Source organism: Gemmatimonadaceae bacterium (assembly GCA_019637445.1).
In the GTDB taxonomy this organism is placed as follows: Bacteria; Gemmatimonadota; Gemmatimonadetes; order Gemmatimonadales; family Gemmatimonadaceae; genus Pseudogemmatithrix.
This window is the reverse complement of record JAHBVS010000001.1, coordinates 2,121,396-2,146,513: the sequence shown is the minus strand read 5'-3', so window position 1 is coordinate 2,146,513 and position 25,118 is coordinate 2,121,396. Positions and strand designations below refer to the sequence as shown.

The window sequence follows — 25,118 nt, the reverse complement described above, 5'->3', positions numbered from 1 at the left end:
AGAGGAACTGAAAGGGGCCCGGCGGACAGACCTGTCCGCCGGGCCCCTTTCCAGTTGCAGTTGCCGTTGCGGTTGCAGTTCCCAAGAAACCCAGGCGCTCTCGACCACCGCAGAACGAGCACCGCGACACACTCACCCGCTCACCGAACCCTCCGTGTCTCTGTGCCTCTGTGGCAAAGACTCAGCGCACCGATCCAGACGACAAAGAGACGTTGGGCGACGACTCAGGCCGACGCATACTCTTCAATCGGCGGACACGAGCACACGAGATTCCGGTCCCCAAACGCGGACTCCACTCGACCAACCGCAGGCCAGAACTTCGCATCCCGCACCCAAGCCAACGGGAACGCCGCCCGCTCACGCGAATACCCGCGCGCCCAGCCATCGCTGATCACCACTTCCTGCGTGTGCGGCGCGTGCGCCAGCGGATTGTCCTCGCGGCCCAACACCCCGCGCTCGATGTCCCGCACTTCCTCGCGGATCGCGATCATCGCCTCGCAGAAACGGTCCAGCTCCGCCTTCGACTCGGACTCCGTCGGCTCGATCATCAGCGTGCCCGCCACCGGGAACGAGACCGTCGGCGCGTGGAAGCCGTAGTCCATCAGCCGCTTCGCGATGTCCTCCACCTCAACGCCTGCCGCCGCCTTCAGCGGCCGCGTGTCGAGGATGCACTCGTGAGCCACGTGGCCATTCTTGCCCTTGTAGAGCACCTCGTAGTGGCCCTTCAACTTGTGCGCCACATAGTTGGCATTGAGGATCGCCACCTTCGTCGCCTCGGTCAGCCCTTCGCCGCCCATCATGTCGATGTACATCATCGAGATCGGCAGGATGCTCGCCGAGCCCCAGGGCGCCGCACTCACCGCACCGATGCGCTGTTCGCCGCCCAGGTCCACCACCGAGTGGCCGGGCAGGAACGGCGCCAAGTGCGCCACGACGCCGATCGGGCCCATGCCCGGGCCGCCACCGCCGTGCGGGATGCAGAAGGTCTTGTGAAGGTTCAGGTGGCAGACGTCCGCGCCGATGTCGCCCGGACGGCACAGCCCCACCATCGCGTTCATGTTCGCGCCGTCCAGGTAGACCTGGCCACCGTGCTCGTGGATGATCGCGCAGATGTCCTTGATGCTCTCCTCGAACACGCCGTGCGTGCTGGGATACGTCACCATCAGCGCCGCGAGGTTCGGCCCGTGCTGCTCAGCCTTCGCGCGCAGGTCGGCGACGTCGATGTTGCCGTTCGCGTCGGTCGCCACCACCACGACCTGCATGCCGGCCATCACGGCCGACGCCGGATTCGTGCCGTGCGCCGACTGCGGAATCAAGCAGATGCTGCGATGCCCCTGCCCACGCGCCTGATGATAGGCGCGGATCACCAGCAGGCCGGCGTACTCACCCTGTGAGCCCGCATTCGGCTGCAGCGACACCGCGGAGAATCCCGTCACCTCGGCCAGTGCCTTCTCCAGGCGACCGAACATCGAGGCATAGCCCTGCGCCTGATCCGCCGGCGCAAAGGGATGCAGTCCGCCTACCTCACGCCAGGTCACCGGGAACATCTCGGCCGTCGCGTTCAGCTTCATCGTGCAGCTGCCGAGCGGGATCATCGAATGCGTGAGCGAGAGGTCGCGCGACTCAAGCCTGCGCATGTAGCGCAGCATCTCGGTCTCGCTGTGGTGCGTCGAGAACACCGGGTGCGAGAGGAACTCGCTGCGGCGGGCAAACGCGTCGGCGAAACCGAGCTTGAGCCCTGCCTGCATCGCCTCGAGGTCCAACCCGTGCGGCTGGCCGAGGTTGAAGGCCGTGAGCAGGTCCGACACATCGGCCAGCGTGGTGTTCTCGCCCATCGACACGCCGAGGTGCTTGCGGTCCACGGCACGGAGGTTGAGGCCGAGTTTGCCGGCCGCCTTCACGATCTTGCGAAGGTTGCCACCGACCTGCACGGTCACCGTATCGAAGTACGTACCGTGCACCGGCTCCATCCCCAGCTTCCGCAGCCCCTCCGCAAACAGCGCCGCACGCCCGTGCACGCGCCGCGCAATGCGCACCAGGCCCTCGGGCCCGTGCCAGACCGCATACATCCCCGCAATCACCGCCAACAACACCTGCGCCGTGCAAACGTTGGACGTCGCCTTCTCGCGACGGATGTGCTGCTCACGGGTCTGCAGCGCCATGCGAAGCGCTGGCTTGCCCGACGAGTCGCGCGACACGCCGATGATGCGCCCCGGGATCTGCCGCTTGTAGTCGTCCTTGGTCGCGAAGAACGCCGCGTGCGGGCCACCAAACCCGAATGGCACACCGAAGCGCTGCGAGTTGCCCACCGCCACGTCAGCGCCCCATTCGCCCGGCGGCGTCAGCAGCGTCAGGGCGAGCAGGTCCGTCGCCACGATGACCAGGCCACCCGCGGCGTGCGTGCGCTCGCAAAGGTCGCGGTAGTCCTCCACGGCGCCGGTCGTGTTCGGATACTGGATGACGATGCCGGCCGTGTGCTTGTTCGGCTTCATCTTCGCCACGTCCACGACCTTCACCGTCACGCCACGCGCCTCGGCCCGCGCCGTCACCACCTCGATCGTCTGCGGATGGCAGTCCTTCGCAATCAGGAACGTGTCGCGCCCGTCCTTGCCGACAATGCCGTGCACCATTGTCACCGCCTCGGCGGCCGCCGTGCCTTCGTCGAGCAACGAGGCGTTGGCGATCGGCAGGCCCGTCAGGTCGCTGACCACGGTCTGGTAGTTCAGCAGCGCCTCGAGGCGGCCTTGGGCGATCTCCGCCTGATAGGGCGTGTAGGCCGTGTACCAGCCGGGGTTCTCCAGGATATTGCGCTGGATCACCGCCGGCGTGTGCGTGTCGTAGTAGCCCATGCCGATGAACGAGCGGCGCACGACATTGGCCGACATCTCGGCACGGAAGGCGGCAAGCGCGTCCTGCTCTGACTGCGCACCGGGCAGCGCAAGCGGGCGCCGGAAGCGGATGTTCTCGGGGATGGTGGCGTCGATGAACGCATCGAGCGACGCATAGCCAAGTGCGGCGAGCATCTCGGCCGTCTCGTCGGCCGAAGGTCCGAGGTGGCGCGAGACGAAGCTGTCTGGCGCAGCGGGCGCGGAGAACGAAACGGACACGTGGGCTCCTCAAGGGGCCGACGGCCCCGGGTCACCGGATTTCGAAAAGAACGGTCGGGAAACGGGACGGCCGGCTGGCAGTCGGCGCCCAGACAGGAAAGTTAGTCGGGGCGGAAGCCCTCGCGTAGATTGCCCCGCTGACAGGTCCCGCACCCCCGGAGGATCCCCGTGTCGTCGACCCGCATCGAAGTCGCCAAATCCGGCATCAGCTTTGGCTCCGCACTCGCCATCGCGATCTCGTGGAGCGTAAACAAGTCCGTACTCTGGGCCATCGTGCACGGCATCCTGAGCTGGCTGTATGTGATCTACTACATCATCGTGCGCTGATGGCGATGGCAGCGGCGGGGTCCGCCATCGTCGCGCCCGACGCACGTTGGGCACCGCTGCACCACGTCAGGGCCTGGCGGGTGATGCGGTCCGGACCGGCAGACGGGCCAACCAACATGGCGACGGATGCCGCCCTGCTCGACCTCGCGCGCGAGACTGGCATCGCCACGCTGCGGACCTACAGTTGGGATGCGCCCACACTCTCGTTCGGACGGCACGAGCGCACGCGCGGCCGATTCAGCCCAGGTCGATTGGACACCGCGGGAGTCGCGGCGGTACGACGGCCCACCGGTGGACGCGCACTGCTGCATCACCGCGAACTGACCTATTCTGTCGCCGCACCGGCGGGCGATGCCCCACTCAGGGCCCGCTACGAAGCGGTCAATCAGCTGCTTAGCCTCGCACTCCAGCAGTTGCGCGTCGAGGTCACGCGCGTCGAGCGCCGTTCCCTCACCCGTCCCGACGCCGCCGCCTGCTTCGCCGAACCGAACGTTGGCGAACTGGTGGTCGACGGACGGAAGCTCGTCGCCAGCGCGCAAGTCGAGGCGCCTGGCGCCTTCCTGCAACACGGCAGCATCCTGCTCGACGACGACCAGGCGCGCATCGCGGACCTCAGCGACGCTCCCGGAACGCTGCAGACGCACGCGACCTCATTGCGCACGCTGCTCGAGGCAGACGTCACCTTCGCGGATGTAGCCGCTGCGCTCGAGGCGAGCCTGCAGCGACTGACGGCGGCCGACGTGGCAGCCGGGCTCGTGACGTTCGAGCCACTGGCACAGTCGATTCCGCAGGAATCGGAACGCCTCGCCACGCATCGCGCCCACTTCGCCGATCCGGCGTGGACCTGGTCCCGCTAGTCCCCGCCCACCTGCCCCGACCATGACCCGAGCACTCGCCTTCCTCGCCCTCGCGGGCCTTGTCGCCTGCGGAGACCGCGGCGCTACCGCTGGCGGCGGCACCATCATCCTCGGTGCCGCGGCCGATGCCGACGCGCTGCTGCCAGGCATCGTCCGCTCCGTGCAGGGCCGCATCGGCAGCGAACTGCTGTTCGATCGCATCGCCGAAATGGGCCCGAGCCTCGAGACCGCCGGCGACCGTGCCTTCGAGCCGATGCTGGCCCGATCCTGGGACTGGAGCGCCGACTCGCTGACGCTGACGCTGCACTTCGACCCCGCCGCCCGCTGGCACGATGGTCGGCCCGTGCGCAGCAGCGACTACTCTTTCGCCCTGCGCGTGGTGCGGGAGCCCAACCTGGCCTCGTCGATTGCCGCCGACGTCGCAGGCATCGACTCCATCACCACGCCGGACAGCGTCACGGCCGTGGTGCACTACGCGACCCGCGACGCCGAACAGTTCTACGCCGCATCGCTGCTGGTGCCGATTCCCGAGCACATCTACGGCTCCGTCGCCCTCGCGGACCTGCGCACAAGTCCCGAGGCGCGCGCCCCCGTCGGCAACGGCCGTTTCCGCTTCGTGGCCTGGGAGCCCGACGTGCGCATCGAGTTGCGCGCCGTGGAAGACCACTACCGCGGACGCGCGAAGCCCGACCGCATCATCCTTGCCAAGAGCGCCGACCCGGCGAGTGGACTCGCGCGCGTCTGGGCCGAGGAGACGGACGTCTGGGATCCGCTGCTGGCCGACGTCCTGCCGGAGGCCGCGCGCTATCCGCACGTGCGCGTGTATTCCGGCCCGGGATTCGACTACGGCTTCGCCGCGTTCAACTTCCGCGCGAATGGCAACGTGAGCCGCCCGCATCCGCTGCTCGCCGACGCGCGCATGCGCCGCGCGCTCTCGCTCGGCACCGACCGCGCGGCCTTGGTGCGCACGGTGTTCGACTCCACGGCCTCCGTCCTCCTCGGACCCTTCCTCCGTGCACAGGCGACGGCGGATACCACGCTGCGCCAAATTCCCCACGACCGCGCGGCCGCTCAGGCACTGCTCGACTCACTGGGCTGGCTGCCGAGTCCTGATGGCATCCGACGGCGTAATGGCGTTCCGCTGCGGGTGTCCCTCCTAGTGCCGACCTCCAGTGCGCCGCGCAATCGCGCCGCGGCCGTACTCCAGCAGCAGTGGAAGGAGATCGGCGTGGATGCCCAGATCGAAAGTCTCGAGTTCCAGACTTTCCTGGACCGTATGGCGGCCGGCCGCTTCGACATCGCGCTGCAGTCGTTCCGCAGCACGCCCTCGCCGCGCGGCATTCGCAGCGTGTGGGGCAGCCCAGCCATCGCGGGGCCGTCGCGCCAGAACGCTGGCCGCTACGCCAGTCCCGCCTTCGATGAAGCGGTGATGGACGGACTTGGCGCACTCGATCCCGCCGCGCGCCGGGCCGCGTTCCGACGCGCCTACCAACAGGCCATCGACGATGCCGCGGCCATCTGGCTCTTCGAGTCGCGGAGCAATGTCGCGGTGCATCGCCGCTTCACCCCGCCGCTGTGGCGGTCCGATGCCTGGTGGCTGACATTGTCGGAGTGGACACTCGACCCCGCAGCGCGCCTCCCGCGCGACGCCGCCCCTTCTCCCTGAGCCACGGCGACGTGGGTCGCCTTCTCCTCGACCGACTCCTGCAGGCGCTGCTGGTCGTGATCCTCGTGGTCACGACCAGCTTCGTCGTCATCCGCCTCGCACCCGGCGACCCCTTCGCACAGCAAATGGAAGCCGAGGGCGCCGGCGCCGAGCAGCGCGAGCGCCTCAAGCAGGCCTTCGGCTTCGACCGCCCCATCGCCGAGCAGTACCTGCGCTTCGTCGCCAACGCAGCCCGCGGCGAGTTCGGGTTCTCTACCTCACGCAACACCGAGGTGCGCGAGGTGCTCGCGCGGGCCCTGCCGCCCACGCTGCTGCTGATGGGGCTGGCGCTGTCTATCGGACTCCTGGGTGGCATCGCCCTCGGCGCCTGGCAGGGATGGCGGCCGGACAGACTCGCCGCTCGGCTCACCGATCGGCTCGGTCTCGTCGCAGTCTCGATCCCCGAGTTCGTGCTGGCCCTGTTGCTGCTCCTCGGACCCGCGCTGGCCCTACGCTGGTTCCCCGTCAACGGGGCGCGCAGCCTCGTGCCGCCCGCTGAGCCGCTGCCCGCCTTGTTCGACCGCCTGCATCACCTGGTGCTCCCCGCCCTTTCGCTTGCCCTCGTATTGACCGCCGTCGTCGCCCGGCACCAACGCGCCGCGATGGACGAGGTTCGCGATGCGCCGTTCGTGCGCGCGGCCCGCGCACGGGGAGTGGCGGAATCCACGCTGCTGTGGCGGCACGCCCTGCGCAGCGCACTCGTGCCCGTGCTGACGCTGGCCGGCGTCATCCTCCCGTCGCTGGTCGGCGGCGCGGTCCTCGTCGAACGGGTGTTCGCCTGGCCCGGAATGGGATCCGTGCTCGTCGATGCGGTGACGGCGCGCGACTATCACCTGGTCGTCGGCGCCGTGCTCGTGGGAAGCGTTGCCGTGGTGTCGGGCACGCTGGTGGCCGACCTCGCCCTCTTGTGGGCGGACCCCCGGCAACGGCGCACGTGAGCCGACTGCATCCCGCGCGGCAAGCGCTCGTCGTGGTCGCCGTGCTCGCATCGGTCGCCGCGCTGGCACCGCTGCTTGCACCGTATGACCCCAACGCGCTGCTCGCCGATGGCGCGCGCGTCTCGATGCCGCCGAACGCAGCGCACTGGCTGGGAACCGACACGCTCTCGCGCGATGTGCTCAGCCGCCTGCTGTTCGGCGCACGCATTTCGCTGGGCATCGCGTTCCTGGCCGTCGGATTGGCGGTCACGCTCGGGACCGCAGTGGGCGCCACGGCCGCGCTGGCAGGTCGCTGGGTCGACACCCTTCTGATGCGATGCACGGACGCACTGTTGGCATTCCCGCGGATCCTGCTGCTCCTGCTGCTGGTGGCATCGCTCAACAGCGTGTCTTCCGTCCTGCTGGGCGTCATGATCGGTGCCACCGGTTGGATGACGACCGCGCGTCTGGTGCGCCAGGAGACTCGGCGGCTCCTGCAGACCGAGCACCTCAAGGCCACGATCGCCATCGGCCTCCGCCGCCGGCACATCCTCGTCCACCACTTGCTGCCGGGACTCGCGCCAACGCTCGTCGCGGCGGGCACGATTGCCCTCGCCGCGGCCATCCCGCTCGAAGCGGCCCTGTCGTTCCTTGGGCTCGGCGTGCCCACGCCGCAGGCCAGTTGGGGCAACATCATCAACGAGGCCCAGGGACAGCTGCTGCTCCGCTGGTGGCTCGTCGTCTTCCCAACCCTGGCAATCGTCGGGACCGTTGCCACGCTGAACATCGCCGCCGAGCGCCTGTTGGCCCGCCAGCGCGAGCGGAGCCCGTGACCGATCTCCTGCTCGAAACGCGCTCACTCGGCGTCGAAGTGCCATCCGGCGAGGGCTGGGTCCCGCTGCTTCGGGACGTCGGCCTCAGTCTCCGCGAAGGCGAGGTCGTCGGCCTGGTCGGCGCGTCGGGTGCCGGGAAGTCGACATTGGCCCAGGCAATGCTGCGGCTCCTCCCTGCGGGCGGCCGGTTCACCAGTGGCAGCGTGCTTCAGTGGCGTGGCAGCAACCTGACGGCGGCGTCGGAAGGCCACTGGCGCGCGGTGCGGGGGCGCGGCGTGGCGATGGTTCCACAAGAACCCGTGCTCGCGCTGACGCCTTCTCGGCGCGTCGGAGACCTGTTGGCAGAAGGCATCGTGGCGCACGGCCTGGCGGACGCGCGCGAGGCCGCGGCACGCGTCGAGTCGGTGCTTGGTGATGTCGGCATCGCGGGTCCGGATGCGGCGATGCGCCGCTACCCCCACCAGTTCTCCGGCGGGCAGCGGCAGCGCCTGCTCATCGCGGCGGCGCTCGTCCTCGAACCACGGCTCATCATTGCCGACGAACCGACGACGGCTCTCGACCCCACCCTCCAGGCCCAGGTGCTGGACCTGCTCGAGGCCCATCGCAAGCGCAGCGGTTGCGCCCTCCTCCTGATCTCACACGACCTCGACGTGATCGGTGAGCGCGCCGCGCGCGTCCTGGTACTCGACGGCGGTCGGATCGTCGAAGATGCGCCGACGTCAATCCTGCTTCGCGCGCCGGCGTCCGACGCAGCCCGGCGCCTAGTCGCGGCGCGCCGCGCGCCGCGGCGCAATCGCGGTGGCGCGGTCCCCGAGGCATCTGCCCCGGCGGCGGAATCCACGGCGCCCGAGCCGTCGCCGCGCTTCCTCGTCGCTGAAGACATCGTCGTTCGATACCGCGAGCGTCGGGCGACGCAATCGCGCCGCACGAGCATCGATGCCGTCGCCGGTGTGTCGCTGGAGTTGGCGCGTGGTGAGGCACTTGGACTGGTGGGTGAGTCCGGCTGTGGCAAAACGTCGCTGGCACGGGCCCTCTTGCGCCTCGGCCCAATCGACGAGGGACGCGTCCTCGTTGACGCGGTCGACCTCTCGGCGCTCAGGCACGAACCGATGCGGCGGCTGCGGCGCCGCCTGCAATGGATTCCGCAGGACGCTGGCGCATCGCTCACGCCGGACCGCCGTGTCGATTCGCTGGTGGCGGAGGGACTTGTCGCGCACGGGCTGGCAGAAGGGTCAGAGGCAATGCGCCGAGCAACCACGCTGCTGGCCTCCCTCGGGCTCCCCTGGCGCGTCGTGACGGCACCAGCAGGAACCCTCTCGACCGGCGAACGCCAACGCGTTGCTATCGCCCGCGCGCTCGCCTTGGAGCCGGACCTCCTGATCTGCGACGAACCCGTGGCTTCGGTGGACGCCGAGACGCGGGGGGCGCTGCTCGACCTGCTGGCTGATCTCCGACAGTCGCGAAGGCTTGCGTTGCTGGTGATCTCCCACGACCTCGACGCCGTGCGTCGTTTGACCGATCGCGTGGCGGTGATGTACGCGGGTCGCATTGTCGAGGAAGGACCCACGGCAGCTGTGCTCTCCGACCCGCGGATGCCGTACACGACTGCATTGCTCGCCGCGGAACCGACCGGCGACCCGGACCGTCGGGCCGCCACGAAGACGCTGCGTGGCGAGGTCAGTCGGGACCTCATCGCCGCCGACGGCTGCGCCTTCTATGGACGCTGCCAGCACCCGGCGCGGGACGCCGCCTGCGCCACGTCACGTCCCGCGCTCGAGACCGTGGCGTTGAACCACAGCGTCGCCTGTTCGAAGCTCGTCTGGGCGTGACGCGCGTCACGTCGAGCGGCGTGTGATACGCAACACGGAGATTGCGCACTGCGCGCCGTGAGGGAAGTCCCTAGGATGCTTGCCGTACGACCCGGGTCAGCATCCTCTCGCACAGGGATCTCTGTATGTCCTTCCTTCGTCTCCGATTTCCGCTTCTCGCCGTCGCCGTCGCGCTCGTCGTCGCGAGCTGCGGCGAGGCCGCGCCGACCGCGCCCAGCGCACCACAGGCGACACTCGCGCCGACGGACTCTGCGCTGATCCTCGGCCGCATCTACCGCGGGCTTGAGGGCACGCTGCTCTCCTGCTCTGCGTTGCCCGCTGCCAGCAACAGCAAGACCATCGGGCCCGCCGGTGGCGTGCTCAACGTGGGGCCACACCGCCTGATCGTCCCGGCGGGCGCGCTCGACAGCGCCGTCACCATCACGGCGACTGCGCCATCGAGCAGCACGCGCCGCGTGGAATTCGCGCCGCACGGGCTGCAGTTCGAGCGCGCCGCGACGCTTCAGATGAGCTATGAGGGATGCGGCCTCCTGGCGCTGGTCCTGCCGAAGCGCATTGCGTATGTGGATGGTAGCCTGAACATCCTCGAGTTCCTGCTCTCGATTGACAATCTGTGGACGCAGACGGTCAGCGGGCGGCTGGATCACTTCTCTGAGTACGCAATCGCCTGGTAAGGAACGCGTGAGCCTGCCCCGGTCCTCCACTCCACTCGCGGGTCGCGCCGTCAGCGCGCGGCCCGCGTCGGACGTACTGGCCGCCGCACGGACGCACGAGCGGGCGGGATGCGTCGTGGAAGCGATCGAGGCCTACGACGGAGCAATCCGCGCGGCGGAGCGAGATCGGCAACCGACCGTTCTCGCGGAGGCACTGCGTCGCCTTGCCATCCTGCGACACACGCGCGAAGAGCGTGCGGAGGCGCGCGCACTCTGCCTGCGAAGTTTCGAAGTCGCGTGTGACGACCACAACGACCTTCTCGCCGCCGAGGCGCTGAACACACTCGGCGGAATGCTCGTCCGCGAAGGCGCCCTCGGCGAGTCCGCCGAACGCTTCCTCGAAGCCATCGCCCTCGCCGGCGACCGCGTCGAGATCCGCGCCCGCGCCGAGCAGAACCTCGGCATCCTCGCCAACATCCACGGCGACCTCGAAGAAGCCTTCGCCCGCTACGAGCGATCGCTCGAAGCCTACCGCTCGGCCAATGACGAGCACGGCTGCGCCCTCGCCTACCACAACCTGGGCATGGTCAGCGCCGACTCCGACCGGCTCGACGAGGCGCAGGGCTACTTCGGCCAGAGCATGGAGATCGCCGAGCGCGCCGGCGACCTCCGGCTGCAGGGTCTCTGCCTGCTCAACCGCTCGGACGTTGCCGCGGTGCAGCAGCGCTACGAGGAGGCGCGGCGCGACGCCGAGGCCTCACTGGTCATCTTCGATCAACTCGGCGCGCCCGGCCACAAGTCGGCGGCCTATCGCGTCATCGGTGTCGTCTACCGCGAGACGGGCAAGCTGGCGCTGGCCGAGTCACGCTTGCGTGCGGCCATTGACCTCGCCGAGAAGTCCGGCACGGTGCTGCATACGGCGGAGGCCACGCGCGACCTCGCCCTCGTCTACCAGTCGATGGGCCGCAACCAGGACGCGCTGCTCCTCCTCAACCGCTCGCACGAGCTCTTCGGCCAGCTCGACGCCCGCCGCGACCTCATCAACGTCGGCGGCAAGGTCGCCGAGCTCGAGGGCAGCTACCTCGCCCTCGTGAAGGACTGGGGCCAGAGCATCGAGTCCAGCGACAGCTACACCTTCGGCCACTGCTCGCGCGTCGCCGACATGGCCGTCGCCGTCGCCAGCGAGCTCGGCCTCGACGACCTGCAGCGCACCACCGTGCGCCTCGGCGCCTACCTGCACGACCTCGGCAAGGTCCGCGTGCCGCACGAGGTGCTCAACAAGCCGGGTCCGCTCACGCGCGACGAGTTCGAGATCATCCAGATGCATCCCGTTTGGGGCATCGAGATGCTCGAGGGCATCGAGTTCCCCTGGGACCTCAAGCCGATCATCCGCTGGCACCACGAGAAGTGCGACGGCACCGGCTACCCCGACCGCCTGCGCGGGGACGAGATCCCACTCGGTGCGCAGATCGTCGGTATCGTGGACGTCTACGACGCGCTCACCACGAGCCGTCCGTACCGCGCCGCGCTGTCACACGAGGTGGCGATGGCCGAGATCGCCAAGATGGGACCGAAGTCCTGGGCGCCGCAGGTGGTGGAGGCGTTCCACCGCGCGATGGCGGCCAGCGAGTTGCTTCGCGCGGCCTAGCGGCGCCGCGAACGCGCAAGAGCCACGAGGAGTCCGAAATCGTCGGCCGCAGAATCACACGGCGTCGCGCGCGCCCGAGGCGCGGTCCTTGTCATACGGCTTTTTGAGCCGCCGCCGCAGCATGTTGCCGGCCTCGGCCTCCAGCGCCTCGCGGTTCAACAGGCGCGTGCCATCCGACTCCACGGCAATGATCCCTTTGGTCGACATTGCCGAGATCGTGCGGGACACCGTCTCGCGTGAGGAGCCTACCATCTGCGCCATCACCTGGTGCGTGGGCAGGTCGCGGATGACGCCATCCGCGCTCTTCGACGACAGGTCGAGCAAGAGGTTCGCCACGCGGCCGCTGGCGTCGAGCAGCATCAGCCCACCGATCTTGTGGTCCGCCTCCAGCAGCCGCCCGCAGAGCGCGCGCAGCAGGCCGAAGGACATGTCGGGCAGGTCACGAATCGCCTTGCGGAGCTCGTCGCGTCTGAGCACCAGCAGCTTCGTGTCCTCGGTAGCGATCACGCTGGCCGCGTAGGGCTCGTCGTCCAGCAGCGTCATCTCGCCGAAGAAGTCCTGCTTCTGGACCAGCGCCAACACCACCTCGCGCCCATCCTCGGCCACCAGCATCACTTTCACCTGGCCTTCGAGCACGATGGCGAAGAAGTCGCAGGGATCGTGTGCGAAGCGAATGACATTGTTGCGCACGTATCGGCGCTCGCTGAACAGCGGCGCCAGCAGTTCGAGATCCGAGTCGCGAAGCTGCGAAAAGAGAGGGACCGTGCGGAGAGTCTTGGCGAGGCTCACGGTGACCGAGAAAAAGGGCGACGGGGTACAGCGGCAAACATAGCGTCAACGCACGACAGGGGCCGGATGTTTGCCACGTCTTCCGTCAGGGCCAGTGCCGTGCCAGCTTCCCGTGTTCGTCTGGCGCCAGATCGCCTGATGTGGCGCCGACCCGAATCCCTCCCCCGGACCCCATGACTCCCAGCGCCCAGACCGCCGCGCCAGCGGCCGTGACGCCAGAACTCGCGCCCTTCGTACAGGACAAGAGTTTCTTCGGCCACCCCCGCGGCCTCTCCACGCTGTTCATGACCGAGATGTGGGAGCGCTTCTCCTACTATGGATTGCGCCCCCTGCTGATCCTCTTCATGGCTGCCGCACTCAATGAGGGCGGTTTCGGCTTCGAGCGAACGCAGGCCAGCGCAATCACCGGCATCTACGCCGCCAGCGTGTACCTCGCCTCGCTGCCCGGTGGCTGGATCGCCGATCGCTTGCTCGGCCTGCGGCGCGCCATCTTCATCGGCGCGCTACTCATCACGGCCGGACACACGAGCATCGGACTCTCCGGCTTCGCCGGCGCAGGCGCCGGAAAGGTCTTCTTCTTCCTCGGCCTCGTGCTCATCGTGCTCGGCACGGGCCTGCTCAAGCCGAACATCTCGGCCATCGTCGGCGACCTGTATCCCGAGGGCGGCGCGCGCCGCGACGCCGGTTTCTCGATCTTCTATATGGGCATCAATACGGGTGCCTTTCTCGGCCAACTCGTGACCGGCTTCCTCGGCGAGCGTGTTGGCTGGCATTGGGGCTTCGGTGCCGCAGGCGTCGGCATGGCCTTCGGCCTCCTCTGGTTCTGGATGCGCGCCAAGCCGACGCTGGGCCCCATCGGTCACGACATCGTGCGGGATCCCGATCCGGCGGTGCAGGCCAAGCGAGAGCAGTCCGTGAAGACCTGGACCTATGGCGGACTCGCCCTGCTCGTCGCCGTGTTCGTGGCCGGTGCCACGGGGCTCCTGACCATCGATGCGATGGTCCTCGGCCAGTACATGACCTTCGTGCTGGTCGGCATCGCCGTGGTGTTCTTCGGCTACATCTTCCTCGCCGGCGGACTCACGGCGGACGAGAAGAAGCGTGTCGCGGTGATCTTCGTGCTCTTCGTGTTCGCGGCCATCTTCTGGGCCGCCTTTGAGCAGGCGCCGACCTCGCTCAACCTGTTCGCCAACGACTTCACCGACCGCAACATCCTAGGCTGGGAGATGCCCGCCACCTGGTTCCAGTCGGTGAACTCCGCGTTCATCATCCTGCTGGCGCCGGTGTTTGCCGCCGTCTGGGTCTGGATGGCGAAGCGCGACATGGAGTTGTCGAGCCCCGCCAAGTTCGCGCTCGGGCTGGCGTTCGCCGGTCTCGGCTTTGCGCTGATGATCGTGGCGGCCAACAAGGTCGTCGCCAGCGGCGGCACGGTGCTGGTCTCACCGATGTGGCTCATCGCCTCCTACCTGTTCCAGACCATCGGCGAGCTCTGCCTGAGTCCCGTGGGCCTCAGCTCGATGACCAAGCTCTCGCCCCGCAAGTACGTCGGCCAGATGATGGGCATCTGGTTCCTCGCCTCCTCGGTGGGCAATCTCGTCGCCGGCCTCGTCGGCGGACACGTGGATCCGTCGAAGCTGGAGCAGACGCCGGCGGTGTTTACCGGGACCACGGTGGCGCTGGCGGTCGCGACGCTCATCCTCGGCCTGATGATTGTGCCAATCCGCCGGATGATGGCGAATGTGAGTTAGGCGCTACTCGCGCCCCAGCTTCTTCTTCAGCGCCTCGAGCGCGGCGTCCGCAGCGACGTCGCGCTCTTGGCGTCTCTGGGAGCGCGCCAGCCCATCCAGCTCGCTGCGCAACGGCGCATCGTCCGGCAGTCCCAGGTCCGCATCCGTCAGCGGGCGATTCCTCGCGTCCAACGCTGAGCCCGCCCCAAGGCTCGCCTGCTTGAGCTGCTTCAGCATCTCGTCGTAGTCGCGCTCGGCCAGTCCTGCCTCGGCCTGCTGCACGTCGAGCTTTCGCTCCAACACGGCGATGCGCTCCTGGTGTTGCGCCTCATACTTGCCCGCCAGCTCTGCCGTCTCCGCGTCGTTGATGCCTTCGGCAAGACCGCGACGTCGCGATGCCGTCGCCAGCTTTTCGCGCTCCTCGGCCAAGCGCTGGCGCGTCACCTCAGCGCTGGCCTGCAGGTCCTCCACGCCAAGCTTGGCCACGGCCAGCGCGCGCTTCATCTCGCCAATCACGGTCCGCCGGTCGGCCGGCGCCACGCGCCCGCCAAGCAGGTCGGCGATGGTTGCCTTGAGCTGCTCGAACATCAGCCGGCGCGCCGCCAGCGCGCCTCGTCCTGCACCTGCCGCATCAGTCGCTCCGGGGAGTGGTTCCTCGGGAACAGTAACGCATCGCTGATGCGGTTGAGGGCGATGCGCAACTGCGGGAATCGGGCGGCGGCGAGCGCGAAGAGCGTGGCGACGCCGTGCTCAGTGGCCAGGCGGTGCTCGGCAGCCATCCGAAACCCGCGGCGCCCCATTTCCTCGAAGTATCCGAGGTTCGGCCCACCGCGCCGATGCTCCCGTTGCGCGATGTGGTCGGGAAACATCCCGCTCATCCACAGGGCGTAGTTGCCAAGGTGTGCCCGGACGAGGAAGGCGCGCCGTGGCTCGGAACGCTCCGCATCCTGCAGCAGCGCCGCCAGCGTGTCGTAGGTCGCATCATCGGCATCGTGGATCCGCTGCGCCCGCCCGCGCAGCCCGAAATGCAGCACGATGCTCGCGGCATAGTCGGCCAGTACGCGGTCCTGCTCGCCGACCTGCAGGAGGGCGTGTCGAACGAGCACGTACGCGAACAGCGGCAGCGAGGCCCGACCGCCGCGAGGCGTCTCGACGAGGGCCGGGAGGAGCGCCGGATCGTCGAGCAGGGCATCGAGCCCTTGCTGGCGCAGGGTGTCCTCGCTGCGATCGCGCGCCTCGCTGCCGTGCTGCGCAATCAGCGAGAGAACCAACGCGACGTCATCGCGCGTGAGCCGGGAGCGGACATCGGCAACGATCATGCGGCGTTCCCTCCGTCGAGTTGCGCTATCATACACCACGTGCCTACCAGCCGACAGCCGTGACGACGCGTGTTGCCGCCGCTTCGCCCCGCATCCTGCTCGTGGACGCGGGCACGACCTGGCGCGGTGCGCAACGCCAGTTGCTGCTGCTCGCCCACGGCTTGCGGGCGCGGGGCATCGAACCGCTGGTCTGCGTGCCGCCCCGCTCCCGTTTGCTTGACGAGTGCAAGCGCGCGGGAGTTGCAACCGCCGTCCGTGCGATGCGCGCCGGGTTCGACCCGCTCGCCGTGCGCGGCCTGCGACGGCTCATTTCGACCTGGCATCCGGCGCTCGTGCACGCCCACGATCCCCGCAGCCACGCCCTGCTGCTGGCCGCGTTGGCGGCCCGGCGCGACCCCGCGCCGCTCGTGGTGACCCGGCGGATGGCAACGCCGCCGCGCGGCCGCTTGCGTCACGGCCAGCGCGTCGCGCGCTTCATCGCCATCACCGAGGCCGTGCGCGGCGCGCTGCGGGACGGCGGCGTCGCCGACAATCGCATCGTTCTCGTCCATCCCGGCGTGGCATTGCCCGACGTCGAGGCGCCACGCGACTGGCGATCCGAGGCGGGCTGGGCGCAGGGTCGCCTCGTCGCCGGCATTGTCGGACCGCTGACGGACGGGCACCACGAGCGGAGCCTCGAGCAACTCTGCGCGGCCTGCGCGCCCGCGCTGCGCCAGCGCGCCGCGCTCGTCGTGCTGGGCGGCCCTGCCACCGGCCGAACGGAGCTTGCCGGCATCCCCGCGTATCGCGCGGGATTTGTCCACGATGTTCCGGCGGCGCTCGCCGGACTCGACCTGCTGCTCCATCCCGGTGGCGCGGAGGGCCTCGGCACGGCGCTGGTGGAGGGAATGGCACTGCGGGTGCCGGCCGTGGCGTTTGCCACGGGAGGCGTCGGCGAAATCGTGGTTGACGGCGGGACGGGCCTGCTCGCCGCTCCCGGTGATACCGGCGGCTTTGCCGCTGCCGTTGCGCGAATCGTGGACGATGAGTCCTTGCGACGACGCCTCGCCGAGGCCGGGCCGCAGCGCGCCCGGCAGTTCAGCGACTCCGTAATGGTGGAGCGCACCTGGGCCCTGTACCGGGAACTCCTGGGCGCTCCGGATGGCTCTATCGGCGGGTAGTACGCCCAACGACCCCCTCATACCTTTAGGACCGTGCTGTACGTCTGCATTCCGACCCACAATGAGGCCGAGACCATCGGCCTGCTGCTCTGGCGCATCCGCAAGGTGTTCCAGGAGTACCCGCGCGAGTACGAGGTGCTGGTCTACGACGATGCCTCGTCGGACAGCACGCGCGAGGTGCTGCAGCCGTACGAGCGGGCCCTACCGCTGACGCTGATCGGTGGCCAGGAACGCGTGGGCTATGCGCGCGGCGTCGAGGCGTTGCTTCGAGAGGCCTCGAAACGTACGAACTATCCGCGGCGCGATGCCGTCATCGTGATGCAGGGCGACTTCAGCGACCGCCCTGAGCACATTCCGGACCTGGTGAAGCGCTTCGAGGGAGGCGCCGATGTCGTCGTCGGCGAGCAGACGCTGCCCGCCGACGCACCCGAGGCCGAGCGCCGCCTGCGCCGCTACCTCTCGTGGCTGCCACGCGTCTGGATGCTGCGGAACGCCGTCACGGTGCCTGGCGCCAGCGATCCCTGGAGTGGCTATCGCCTGATGCGCATCACCGTCGTGCGCGACGTGCTCCGCTCGATGGAGCGCAGCCCCGTGCGGGCGGAGTCCACGCTGCAGGCAAACCTCGAGATGCTGCGCACGACCTTCCCGCACGCGCGGCGCATCGAGTCGGTGCAGGTGACGCCGCGCTTTGATCTCCGTCCTCGCGCATCGCGCCGGCTCGAGGCCTGGCCCCAGGCCTGGGCGCTGGCGAAGGCCGCGTGGGCAGTCCGCAAGCAGCCGCTCGAGCCCCGTCCCGCCCCGCCGGCACGGACACGGCCCGCCTAATGTCGACACTGCGAGGTGCCACGCTGGCCCTCGCCCTCGGCGCCCTCGCCGTGGGGGACATGCGTGCGCAGACAAACCGCGGATCCCCAGTCGGCGCCGCGTCGCCAACCGCGACCGCCGCACGAGTCCCGTTCAACGTCGGCGAGGCGCTCACCTATGATGTGCGGTTCGGTGCCATCAAGGTCGGCACGGGCCGGATGCGCGTCGTGGGGAAGGAGGAGGTGCGCGGCCGCGAAGCCTGGCACGTGCGCTTCAGCGTCAGTGGCGGCACGTTCTTCTACAAGGTCAACGACGTCTACGAAAGTTGGATGGACGTCGTGACGTTGAATTCCCTGCGCTACGAGCAGGACCTGCAGCAGGGCTCCCGCGACCGCGAGCGGAGCTTCGAGATATTCCCGGAACGGGCCGTGTACCGCGAGACATCGCGCAACGGCAACGAGCGCCCGTCCGTGCCGAACCCGCTCGACGATGGGTCCTTCCTGTTCTTCATCCGGACGGTCCCCCTCGAAGTCGGCAACACCTACACGTTCAACCGATATTTTCGGCCCGACCGAAACCCGGTGATCATCCGCGTCCTGCGCCGCGAGACCGTGAAGGTGCCCGCCGGCGAGTTCCCAGCCATCGTGATCCAGCCCATCATCAAGACCACGGGCATCTTCGGCGAGGGCGGTCAGGCCGAGATCTGGCTGGCCGACGACAGCACGCGCATGATGCTGCAGATGAAGTCGCGCCTGCCGTTCGGCTCGCTGAACCTGTACCTGCGCTCGTATCGCCTGCAGGCAGATACGGCGACTGCCGTCCCTGAGGAAGATCCGCCCACCTGACGGGACCACTCGCGAGAAAAGCAGAAAGGGCGCGGCGACCGATTGGTCGCCGCGCCCTTCGCTGTAGCGTCGGAGGGCCGCAGAGCAGCCCTAGCGCTTCACGACTCCGACCCGCCGAACTTCTCGCGCATCCCCTTCGCCGTGTCAGGCGCAAAGATCAGCATGACCACGTAGATGAGGGCACCGATCACGAGCACCGGAATCGCCATCCCGAGGAGCGCGAAGAAGATCCCGAACAGCCCGCCGAGGATGCCGAAGACAAGCTTCAGCGCAAAGAGGCCGACGAGGGCGATGATGCCAAGGGTGAAGATGGTGCGAAGCATAGGTGCGTCCCGAGTTGGGGTCTGCCCAATCTACGAAGATCCTGGCGGCCCGGTTTCAGCACCCCTCCCGCATCCGTCTTCCGCGTCCGCTCCCCGCATCCGTCCCCCGCATCCGTCCCCCGCATCCGTCCCCCGCATCAAATCCCTCACCCCGCATCATCCCGAATCCCGTTCCCGCTTCCCTCTGCGCAGTTCCAACCCGCATCGCCGTTCGCATCCCGCAACCCAACCCCGCAACCTCATTAACCTTCAATAGTAAATAATGAAGGTTACGCGAAATGGCCGAACCCCCCCGCATCCACTATCGTAGTCCCATATGGCAGAGCACCTCTACCAGATCCTCGGCCGACACCAAGCCCAGCAACTCCCGCATCGCAAGCCGGAGTGGCTCAAGGTCAAAGCCCCGGGCGGCACGAACTATCTCCGCCTCAAGCAGCTGATGCGCGACCTCGACCTCCACACGGTCTGCGAGGAAGCCCACTGCCCCAACGTCGGCGAGTGCTGGGAACACGGCACCGCCACCTTCATGATCCTCGGCGACGTCTGCACCCGGAACTGCGCCTACTGCGCCGTCGCCCACGGCCGACCGCCCAAGTTCGACCCCGCCGAGCCCAGCCGCGTGGCCGAGGCCGCCAAGGCGATGAACCTGCAGCATCTGGTCATCACCTCCGTGGACCGAGACGACCTCCCAGACTTTGGCGCCTGGGCCTTCGCCGAGACCATCCGCCAGGTGCACGAGTCCGTGCCGGGCTGCTCCGTCGAGGTGCTGGTCCCCGACTTCCAAGGCAACGAGGACTCGATCCGCTCGGTGCTCGAGGCTCGGCCTGAGATCTACAACCACAACACCGAGACCGTCCCGCGCCTCTATAAGAAGGCGCGCCCCGGCGGCCGCTATCAGCGCGTGCTGGAGATCTTCCGCACCGCCAAGCGCATCGCCCCCGACATCCCCACCAAGACCGGCATCATCCTAGGGATGGGCGAGACCAACGAAGAGGTCCTCGACACCATGCGCGAGCTGCGCACGGTGGACGTCGACATCCTCACGCTGGGCCAGTACCTCCGTCCGTCCAACGACCACATCCCGCTTGACCGCTACGTGACGCCCGCCGAGTTCGCGATGTTCCGCGAGCAAGGCAAGAAGATGGGCTTCAGGCACGTGGAGTCAGGGCCACTGGTGCGGTCGTCGTACCATGCTTGGGAGCAGGTCCAGGCTGCGGAGCTGACGGGCAGATGAAGGACGGAGGATGAAGGGGGCGAGGCCGTGCGGCCTCGCCTTCCCGCATCAAGCCCCGCATCAAGCCCCGCATCAAGCCCCGCATCAAGTCCCGAGCCCCGCATCAAGTCCCGCATCAAGCCCCGCATCAAGCCCCGCATCAAGCCCCGCATCAAGCCCCGCATCAAGCCCCGAGCCCCGCATCATCCCGCATTCCGTTCCCGCTTCCCTCTGCGCAGTTCCAACCCGCATCGCCGTTCAACTCCCGCCTTCCGCATCCCAAGAATGGCCGCCAAGAAGAAACAGGACTCCAAGTCCAACGAGAGCCCCGAACTCCTGAGAGAACTCCTCCACGGCATGCTCCTCCAGCGCCGCTTCGAGGAGAAGGTCGGCGAGGCCTACGCCCTCGGTAAGATCGGAGGCTTCTGCCACCTCTACATCGGCCAGGAAGCCGTCTCCACCGGCATCATCTCGATGCTGCGCGAGGACGACTACGTGATCACGACCTACCGTGACCACGGCCAGGCCATCGCCCGCGGGATGACGCCGCGCTCCGTGATGGCCGAGCTCTTCGGCCGCGTGGACGGCTGCTCCAAGGGCAAGGGCGGCTCGATGCACCTCTTCGACCGCAACGTGAACTTCCTCGGTGGACACGGCATCGTCGGCGGGCACGTGCCGCTCGCGGCCGGTGTCGGCTTCGCCATCAAGTACCGTGGTGGCGACCAGGTCATCGTCTGCTTCATGGGTGAGTCGGTGGTGAACACCGGTGCCTTCCACGAGGCCTTGAACATGGCCGCCCTGTGGAAGCTGCCCTGCCTGTTCGTCATCGAGAACAACAAGTACGGCATGGGCACCGCAGTCGAGCGCGCCGCCGCCATCAAGGACCTTTCGCGCCGCGCCGATTCGTACGACGGGATGTACTCCGAGCACGTGGACGGCCAGGACGTGATGAAGGTGCGCGAGGCCACGGCCCGCGCCCTCGAACACGCCCGTAAGGAAGGCAAGCCCTGCCTGCTCGAGGTGCGCACCTATCGCTACATGGGCCACTCGATGTCCGACGCCGTCTCCGGCACCTATCGCACCAAGGACGAGCTCGACGAGTACCTCAAGCGCGACCCCATCAACCTCCTCAAGGCCCGCATGATCGACGCCGGCGACCTGAGCGACGACGACTTCGCCGCGATGGAAGAGGAGATCAAGGCCACGGTGCAGGACTCCTGGGACTTCGCCGACGCATCGCCCGAGCCGCCGCTCGAATCGCTCTTCGAAGACATCCTCGTCACCACGGAGAGCTGAGCGATGGCCATCATCACGTATCGCGAGGCGCTCAACCAGGCCCTGCGCGAGGAAATGGCGCGCGACGACCGCGTCTTCCTGATGGGCGAGGAAGTCGCCCGCTACAATGGCGCCTACAAGGTCTCCAAGGGCCTGCTCGAGGAGTTCGGCGAGATGCGCGTCGTGGACACGCCCATCACCGAACTCGGCTTCGCCGGCGTCGGTGTCGGCGCGGCGATGGTCGGCCTGCGCCCCATCATCGAGTTCATGACCTGGAACTTCGCCGTGCTGGCGCTGGACCAGGTGATCAACGCCGCCGCCAAGATGCTCTACATGTCCGGCGGCCAGTATCCGATCCCGATGGTCTTCCGCGGCCCCAACGGCGCCGCGCTGCAGCTCTCCGCGCAGCACTCGCAGGCCTTCGAGTCCTGGCTCGCGCACATTCCCGGCGTGAAGGTCGTGACGCCCGGCACGCCGTACGACGCCAAGGGCCTGCTCAAGGCCGCCATCCGCGACGACAACCCGGTCATCGTGCTGGAGGGCGAGATGCTCTACAACACCAAGGGCGAGGTGCCGGAGACGGACTACATCGTCCCCATCGGCAAGGCCGAGCTCAAGGCCGAGGGCGATGACTGCTCGATCATCACCAACGGCAAGATGGTGCTGGTGGCCATGAAGGCCGCCGACGAGCTCGCCAAGGAAGGCATCAAGATCGATGTCGTCGACCTCCGCACCGTCCGCCCGATGGACACCGAGGCCATCTACGCCTCGGTGCGCAAGACCAACCGTGCCGTCGTGCTCGAGGAAGGCTGGGAGCTGGCCGGCATCGGCGCGCAGGTGGTCGATTACATCCAGCGCGAGTGCTTCGACGACCTCGACCACCCTGTGGTCCGTGTCCACCAGGCCGACGTGCCGATGCCCTACGCCAAGGGCCTCGAGAAGGCCGCCAAGCCCGACCTCGCGAAGACAATCGCGGCGGTCAAGAAGGTGATGTATGTCGACTAAGGTCTTTATGGAGGCCCTCAGCCCCACGATGGAGGAGGGGCGCCTGGTGAAGTGGAACAAGGCCGAGGGCGACGCCGTGAAGAACGGCGATGTGCTGGCCGAGGTGGAGACCGACAAGGCGGTGATGGAACTCGTCGCGCGCGGCGAGGGCATCCTCCGCAAGCGGCTGATCGAGGAAGGCATCACCGCTGCCGTCGGCACGCTGGTCGGTGTGATCGCCGGGAAGGACGAGGACATCAGCGACGTGCTGAAGGGCGCGGGCGGTGGCGCCAGTGCCGCACCAGCCGCTGCACCCAAGGCCGCCGAGGCTGCGCCCGCCGCGGCTCCGGCCTCGGCGCCGTCAGCTTCGTCGTCTCCCGCGGCACCTGCCGCGGCCGCGGTTTCCTCGGGCGGCCGCGTGACGGCCTCCCCGCTCGCCCGCCGCATGGCCGGCGACCAAGGCCTCGACATCAACGCCATCCAGGGTTCCGGTCCCGGCGGCCGCATCATCAAGCGCGACATCGAGGCCGCGATGGCCGGCGGTGGCGCGAAGGCGGCTCCAGCGGCGTCCGGTGCCGCGGCCCCGAGCGGCGCCCGCCGCATCGCCGTCGACGGCGCCGAGTTCCAGGACGAACCGCTCACCCAGATCCGAAAGACGATCGCGCGGCGCCTCAGCGAGTCCATCGGCCCGATCCCGACGTTCTATCTCACGGCCGAGTTCGACCTCTCCCGCGCCGCCGAGATGCGCGCCGCCGCCGCCGAACTCGGCGACGCGTTCAAGTTCAGCTTCAACGACATCGTATTGAAGGCGACGGCCACGGCGCTGATGCAGCATCCCGAGGTCAACGCCCACTGGCTCGGCGACAAGATCCGCTACTTCAACACCGTGCACCTCGGCATGGCCGTCGCGACCGATGACGGCCTGATCGTCCCGGTGATCTTCAACGCCGAGCAGAAGCGGATGTCGGAGATTAGCGCCGAGGCCAAGGTGCTGGCGAAGAAGGCCCGCGAGCGGAAGCTCAAGCCCGAGGAGTTCACGGGCTCGACCTTCTCCGTCTCCAACCTCGGCATGATGCAGATCGACCAGTTCACGGCGATCATCAACCCGCCCGAGGTCGGCATCCTTGCCATCGGTGCCATCGAGGACAAGGTGATTGTCGCCCCCGACGGCAGCTTCGAGGTGAGGAAGAAGCTCCGCGTCACGATGAGCTGCGACCATCGCGTGATTGACGGTGCGGTGGGCGCCAAGTTCCTGCAGACGCTGCGCCGACTGATCGAGAATCCGCTGTTGCTGGTGTTTTGACCTGCTGACGAAAGACGAAGGACTAAGGACGGAACACTCCGTGCGTTCTTCTCCTTCGTCCTTCGTCCTCCGTCCTCAAACTCTTATGAACCATGGCGAACTTTGATGTGATCTACCTAGGAGGCGGCCCGGCGGGATACGTCGGCGCCCTCCGCTCCGCCCAGCTTGGCCAGTCCGTTGCCGTCGTCGAGCGCGAAGGGCTCGGCGGCACCTGCGTGCTCTGGGGCTGCATCCCCGCCAAGGCGCTGCTCGAAGCCGCCAGCATCGCGACCAAGGTCGCCAAGGGCAAGGAGTTCGGCGTCACCGCCGAGAAGGTCACGCTCGACTACGGCGTGGCGATGAAGCGCTCCCGCGGCGTGTCAGCCCAGAACTCCAAGGGCGTCGAGTTCCTCTTCAAGAAGAACAAGATCACTTGGCTCAAGGGCACGGGTACGCTGGGCCCGAACAAGTCGGTGAAGGTCACCGGCGCGGATGGCAAGACCGAGACGCACACCGCAACCAAGGGTGTCGTGATCGCCACCGGCAGCCGCGTGAAGGGCCTGCCGCAGATTGGCCTCGACCTCGACAAGCAGCTGGTGCTCTCGTCCGACGAGGCGCTGACGCTGGAGAAGGCCCCCGAAACCATCGCCGTGATCGGCGCCGGCGCCGTGGGCTGCGAGTTCGCCGACGTGTTCAACGCCTTCGGCTCCAAGGTCACGCTGCTCGAGGTGATGCCGCGCATCCTGCCCGTCGAGGACGAGGACTGCTCGGTGGAACTCACCAAGGCGTTCAAGAAGCGCGGGATCGAGGTCATCACGGGCGCCAAGCTCGGCACCGTAAAGAAGGGCAAGAAGAACGTCACCATCCCCGTCGAGGTGGGCGGCGAGAAGAAGGACATGACCTTCGACCTCGTGCTGGTTGCCGCCGGCCGCGCGCCGAACATCGAGAACATCGGCCTCAAGGAAGCCGGCGTGCAGACCACCGAGCGCGGCTTCATCAAGATCAACGACAAGTTCGAGACCAGCGCCAAGGGCGTGTACGCGATCGGCGATGTTGCCGGCCCGCCGATGCTGGCCCACAAGGGCTCGCGCGAGGGCCACGTGGTGGCCGACATCCTCGGTGGCCACAAGCATCACCCCGTCAACTACGGCAACATCCCCAACGCCACGTACTGCCACCCCGAGGTCGCGAGCATCGGCCTCACCGAGGCGCAGTGCAAGGAGAAGGGGCTCAAGTACAAGGTCGGCAAGTTCCCCTTCTCGGCGAACGGCCGCGCCCGCACCAGCGGCGAGACCGAAGGCTTCGTGAAGGTCATCCGCGACGAGAAGTACGGCGAGATCCTCGGCGCGCACATCTGTGGAGCGCACGCCACCGAGATGATCCACGAGTTCGCCGTGGCCCGCGAGAACGAGTACACGGTGGAGGAGATCGACCTCGCTATCCACGCGCACCCGACCTTGAGCGAAGCCATCGCCGAGGCAGTGCTCGACTCGATGGGGAAGATGCTGCACGCGTGAGCGC

At 68.1% G+C, this 25,118-nt stretch carries 22 protein-coding genes; 17 read left to right on the top strand and 5 right to left on the bottom strand.

The features are described from left to right. Positions 1-224: 224 nt before the first annotated feature. Entirely contained in the window at positions 225-3,107 is a 2,883-nt protein-coding gene (gene gcvP, locus KF709_09550; protein ID MBX3174645.1) for an aminomethyl-transferring glycine dehydrogenase, read from the bottom strand. A 168-nt stretch (positions 3,108-3,275) separates the two neighbouring features. On the opposite strand from gcvP, the gene KF709_09545 reads away from it, so the two are divergent. The 8 genes from KF709_09545 (at position 3,276) to KF709_09510 (ending at position 11,876) form a co-directional block, all read left to right on the top strand. Beyond that, a complete protein-coding gene (locus KF709_09545; protein MBX3174644.1) occupies positions 3,276-3,434 on the top strand; it encodes a hypothetical protein in 159 nt (52 codons plus the stop codon). Beyond that, the gene (locus tag KF709_09540) at positions 3,434-4,291 is read left to right on the top strand and encodes a hypothetical protein (GenBank protein MBX3174643.1); all 858 of its coding nucleotides are present in this window, start codon (positions 3,434-3,436) and stop codon (positions 4,289-4,291) included. The genes KF709_09545 and KF709_09540 overlap by 1 nt, the downstream gene beginning before the upstream one ends. Before the next feature lie 22 nt (positions 4,292-4,313). Beyond that, positions 4,314-5,957, top strand: a complete 1,644-nt coding sequence (locus tag KF709_09535; protein ID MBX3174642.1) for a hypothetical protein — start codon at positions 4,314-4,316, stop codon at positions 5,955-5,957. Between the two features lie 11 nt (positions 5,958-5,968). After that, positions 5,969-6,934, top strand: a complete 966-nt coding sequence (locus KF709_09530; protein ID MBX3174641.1) for an ABC transporter permease — start codon at positions 5,969-5,971, stop codon at positions 6,932-6,934. Further along, complete coding sequence (locus KF709_09525) at positions 6,931-7,746, top strand: ABC transporter permease (GenBank protein MBX3174640.1); 816 nt, start codon at positions 6,931-6,933, stop codon at positions 7,744-7,746. The genes KF709_09530 and KF709_09525 overlap by 4 nt, the downstream gene beginning before the upstream one ends. After that, on the top strand, positions 7,743-9,575 hold the full coding sequence (locus tag KF709_09520; protein MBX3174639.1) for an ABC transporter ATP-binding protein: 1,833 nt from the start codon (positions 7,743-7,745) through the stop codon (positions 9,573-9,575). Before KF709_09525 ends, KF709_09520 begins: the two co-directional genes overlap by 4 nt. 125 nt (positions 9,576-9,700) lie before the next feature. Further along, positions 9,701-10,249, top strand: coding sequence for a hypothetical protein (locus KF709_09515; GenBank protein ID MBX3174638.1), 549 nt, complete (start codon positions 9,701-9,703; stop codon positions 10,247-10,249). 7 nt (positions 10,250-10,256) lie between these two features. After that, the gene (locus tag KF709_09510; GenBank protein ID MBX3174637.1) at positions 10,257-11,876 is read left to right on the top strand and encodes a tetratricopeptide repeat protein; all 1,620 of its coding nucleotides are present in this window, start codon (positions 10,257-10,259) and stop codon (positions 11,874-11,876) included. Positions 11,877-11,930: 54 nt separating this feature from the next. Here KF709_09510 and KF709_09505 read toward each other — a convergent pair whose 3' ends face one another. Then, positions 11,931-12,665, bottom strand: a complete 735-nt coding sequence (locus tag KF709_09505) for a Crp/Fnr family transcriptional regulator (protein ID MBX3174636.1) — start codon at positions 12,663-12,665, stop codon at positions 11,931-11,933. A 173-nt stretch (positions 12,666-12,838) separates the two neighbouring features. Here KF709_09505 and KF709_09500 point away from each other — a divergent pair, with 173 nt between their 5' ends. Further along, the gene (locus KF709_09500; protein MBX3174635.1) at positions 12,839-14,413 is read left to right on the top strand and encodes a peptide MFS transporter; all 1,575 of its coding nucleotides are present in this window, start codon (positions 12,839-12,841) and stop codon (positions 14,411-14,413) included. Positions 14,414-14,416: 3 nt separating this feature from the next. Here the strand turns inward: KF709_09500 and KF709_09495 are convergent, their stop codons facing one another. Both KF709_09495 and KF709_09490 read right to left on the bottom strand, forming a co-directional pair. Then, the gene (locus KF709_09495; GenBank protein ID MBX3174634.1) at positions 14,417-14,980 is read right to left on the bottom strand and encodes a hypothetical protein; all 564 of its coding nucleotides are present in this window, start codon (positions 14,978-14,980) and stop codon (positions 14,417-14,419) included. Continuing rightward, positions 14,980-15,711, bottom strand: coding sequence for a hypothetical protein (locus KF709_09490; GenBank protein MBX3174633.1), 732 nt, complete (start codon positions 15,709-15,711; stop codon positions 14,980-14,982). Before KF709_09490 ends, KF709_09495 begins: the two co-directional genes overlap by 1 nt. Positions 15,712-15,770: 59 nt before the next feature. On the opposite strand from KF709_09490, the gene KF709_09485 reads away from it, so the two are divergent. From KF709_09485 to KF709_09475, 3 genes are read left to right on the top strand one after another with little or no spacing between them, the layout of a single operon-like run. Further along, entirely contained in the window at positions 15,771-16,871 is a 1,101-nt protein-coding gene (locus KF709_09485) for a glycosyltransferase family 4 protein (GenBank protein ID MBX3174632.1), read from the top strand. Positions 16,872-16,904: 33 nt separating this feature from the next. Beyond that, positions 16,905-17,696 (top strand): glycosyltransferase family 2 protein, encoded by a 792-nt coding sequence (locus tag KF709_09480; protein ID MBX3174631.1) that lies wholly within the window; start codon positions 16,905-16,907, stop codon positions 17,694-17,696. Further along, the gene (locus tag KF709_09475; protein MBX3174630.1) at positions 17,696-18,520 is read left to right on the top strand and encodes a DUF3108 domain-containing protein; all 825 of its coding nucleotides are present in this window, start codon (positions 17,696-17,698) and stop codon (positions 18,518-18,520) included. The genes KF709_09480 and KF709_09475 overlap by 1 nt, the downstream gene beginning before the upstream one ends. Before the next feature lie 98 nt (positions 18,521-18,618). Here the strand turns inward: KF709_09475 and KF709_09470 are convergent, their stop codons facing one another. Beyond that, the gene (locus tag KF709_09470; protein MBX3174629.1) at positions 18,619-18,843 is read right to left on the bottom strand and encodes a hypothetical protein; all 225 of its coding nucleotides are present in this window, start codon (positions 18,841-18,843) and stop codon (positions 18,619-18,621) included. A 316-nt stretch (positions 18,844-19,159) separates the two neighbouring features. Between KF709_09470 and lipA the strand changes: the two genes are divergently transcribed. From lipA to lpdA, 5 genes are all read left to right on the top strand, one after another. Further along, positions 19,160-20,077: a lipoyl synthase gene (gene lipA, locus KF709_09465; protein MBX3174628.1), complete on the top strand. Its 918-nt coding sequence runs from the start codon at positions 19,160-19,162 to the stop codon at positions 20,075-20,077. 264 nt (positions 20,078-20,341) lie between these two features. Next, positions 20,342-21,352 (top strand): pyruvate dehydrogenase (acetyl-transferring) E1 component subunit alpha, encoded by a 1,011-nt coding sequence (pdhA, locus tag KF709_09460; protein ID MBX3174627.1) that lies wholly within the window; start codon positions 20,342-20,344, stop codon positions 21,350-21,352. A 3-nt stretch (positions 21,353-21,355) separates the two neighbouring features. Then, entirely contained in the window at positions 21,356-22,336 is a 981-nt protein-coding gene (locus KF709_09455) for a pyruvate dehydrogenase complex E1 component subunit beta (protein ID MBX3174626.1), read from the top strand. Further along, positions 22,326-23,618 (top strand): pyruvate dehydrogenase complex dihydrolipoamide acetyltransferase, encoded by a 1,293-nt coding sequence (locus KF709_09450; GenBank protein ID MBX3174625.1) that lies wholly within the window; start codon positions 22,326-22,328, stop codon positions 23,616-23,618. Before KF709_09455 ends, KF709_09450 begins: the two co-directional genes overlap by 11 nt. 92 nt (positions 23,619-23,710) lie before the next feature. Beyond that, on the top strand, positions 23,711-25,114 hold the full coding sequence (gene lpdA, locus KF709_09445; GenBank protein MBX3174624.1) for a dihydrolipoyl dehydrogenase: 1,404 nt from the start codon (positions 23,711-23,713) through the stop codon (positions 25,112-25,114). Positions 25,115-25,118: the final 4 nt, after the last annotated feature.

Excerpts from the sequence above, each read along its gene's own strand:
- KF709_09540 (MBX3174643.1), top strand. The coding sequence starts at position 3,434 with ATGGCGATGGCAGCGGCGGGGTCCGCCATCGTCGCGCCCGACGCACGT.
- KF709_09535 (MBX3174642.1), top strand. The coding sequence starts at position 4,314 with ATGACCCGAGCACTCGCCTTCCTCGCCCTCGCGGGCCTTGTCGCCTGC.
- KF709_09515 (MBX3174638.1), top strand. The coding sequence starts at position 9,701 with ATGTCCTTCCTTCGTCTCCGATTTCCGCTTCTCGCCGTCGCCGTCGCG.
- KF709_09500 (MBX3174635.1), top strand. The coding sequence starts at position 12,839 with ATGACTCCCAGCGCCCAGACCGCCGCGCCAGCGGCCGTGACGCCAGAA.
- KF709_09495 (MBX3174634.1), bottom strand. The coding sequence starts at position 14,980 with ATGTTCGAGCAGCTCAAGGCAACCATCGCCGACCTGCTTGGCGGGCGC.
- KF709_09490 (MBX3174633.1), bottom strand. The coding sequence starts at position 15,711 with ATGATCGTTGCCGATGTCCGCTCCCGGCTCACGCGCGATGACGTCGCG.
- KF709_09475 (MBX3174630.1), top strand. The coding sequence starts at position 17,696 with ATGTCGACACTGCGAGGTGCCACGCTGGCCCTCGCCCTCGGCGCCCTC.
- KF709_09470 (MBX3174629.1), bottom strand. The coding sequence starts at position 18,843 with ATGCTTCGCACCATCTTCACCCTTGGCATCATCGCCCTCGTCGGCCTC.
- lipA (MBX3174628.1), top strand. The coding sequence starts at position 19,160 with ATGGCAGAGCACCTCTACCAGATCCTCGGCCGACACCAAGCCCAGCAA.
- pdhA (MBX3174627.1), top strand. The coding sequence starts at position 20,342 with ATGGCCGCCAAGAAGAAACAGGACTCCAAGTCCAACGAGAGCCCCGAA.
- KF709_09455 (MBX3174626.1), top strand. The coding sequence starts at position 21,356 with ATGGCCATCATCACGTATCGCGAGGCGCTCAACCAGGCCCTGCGCGAG.
- KF709_09450 (MBX3174625.1), top strand. The coding sequence starts at position 22,326 with ATGTCGACTAAGGTCTTTATGGAGGCCCTCAGCCCCACGATGGAGGAG.
- lpdA (MBX3174624.1), top strand. The coding sequence starts at position 23,711 with ATGGCGAACTTTGATGTGATCTACCTAGGAGGCGGCCCGGCGGGATAC.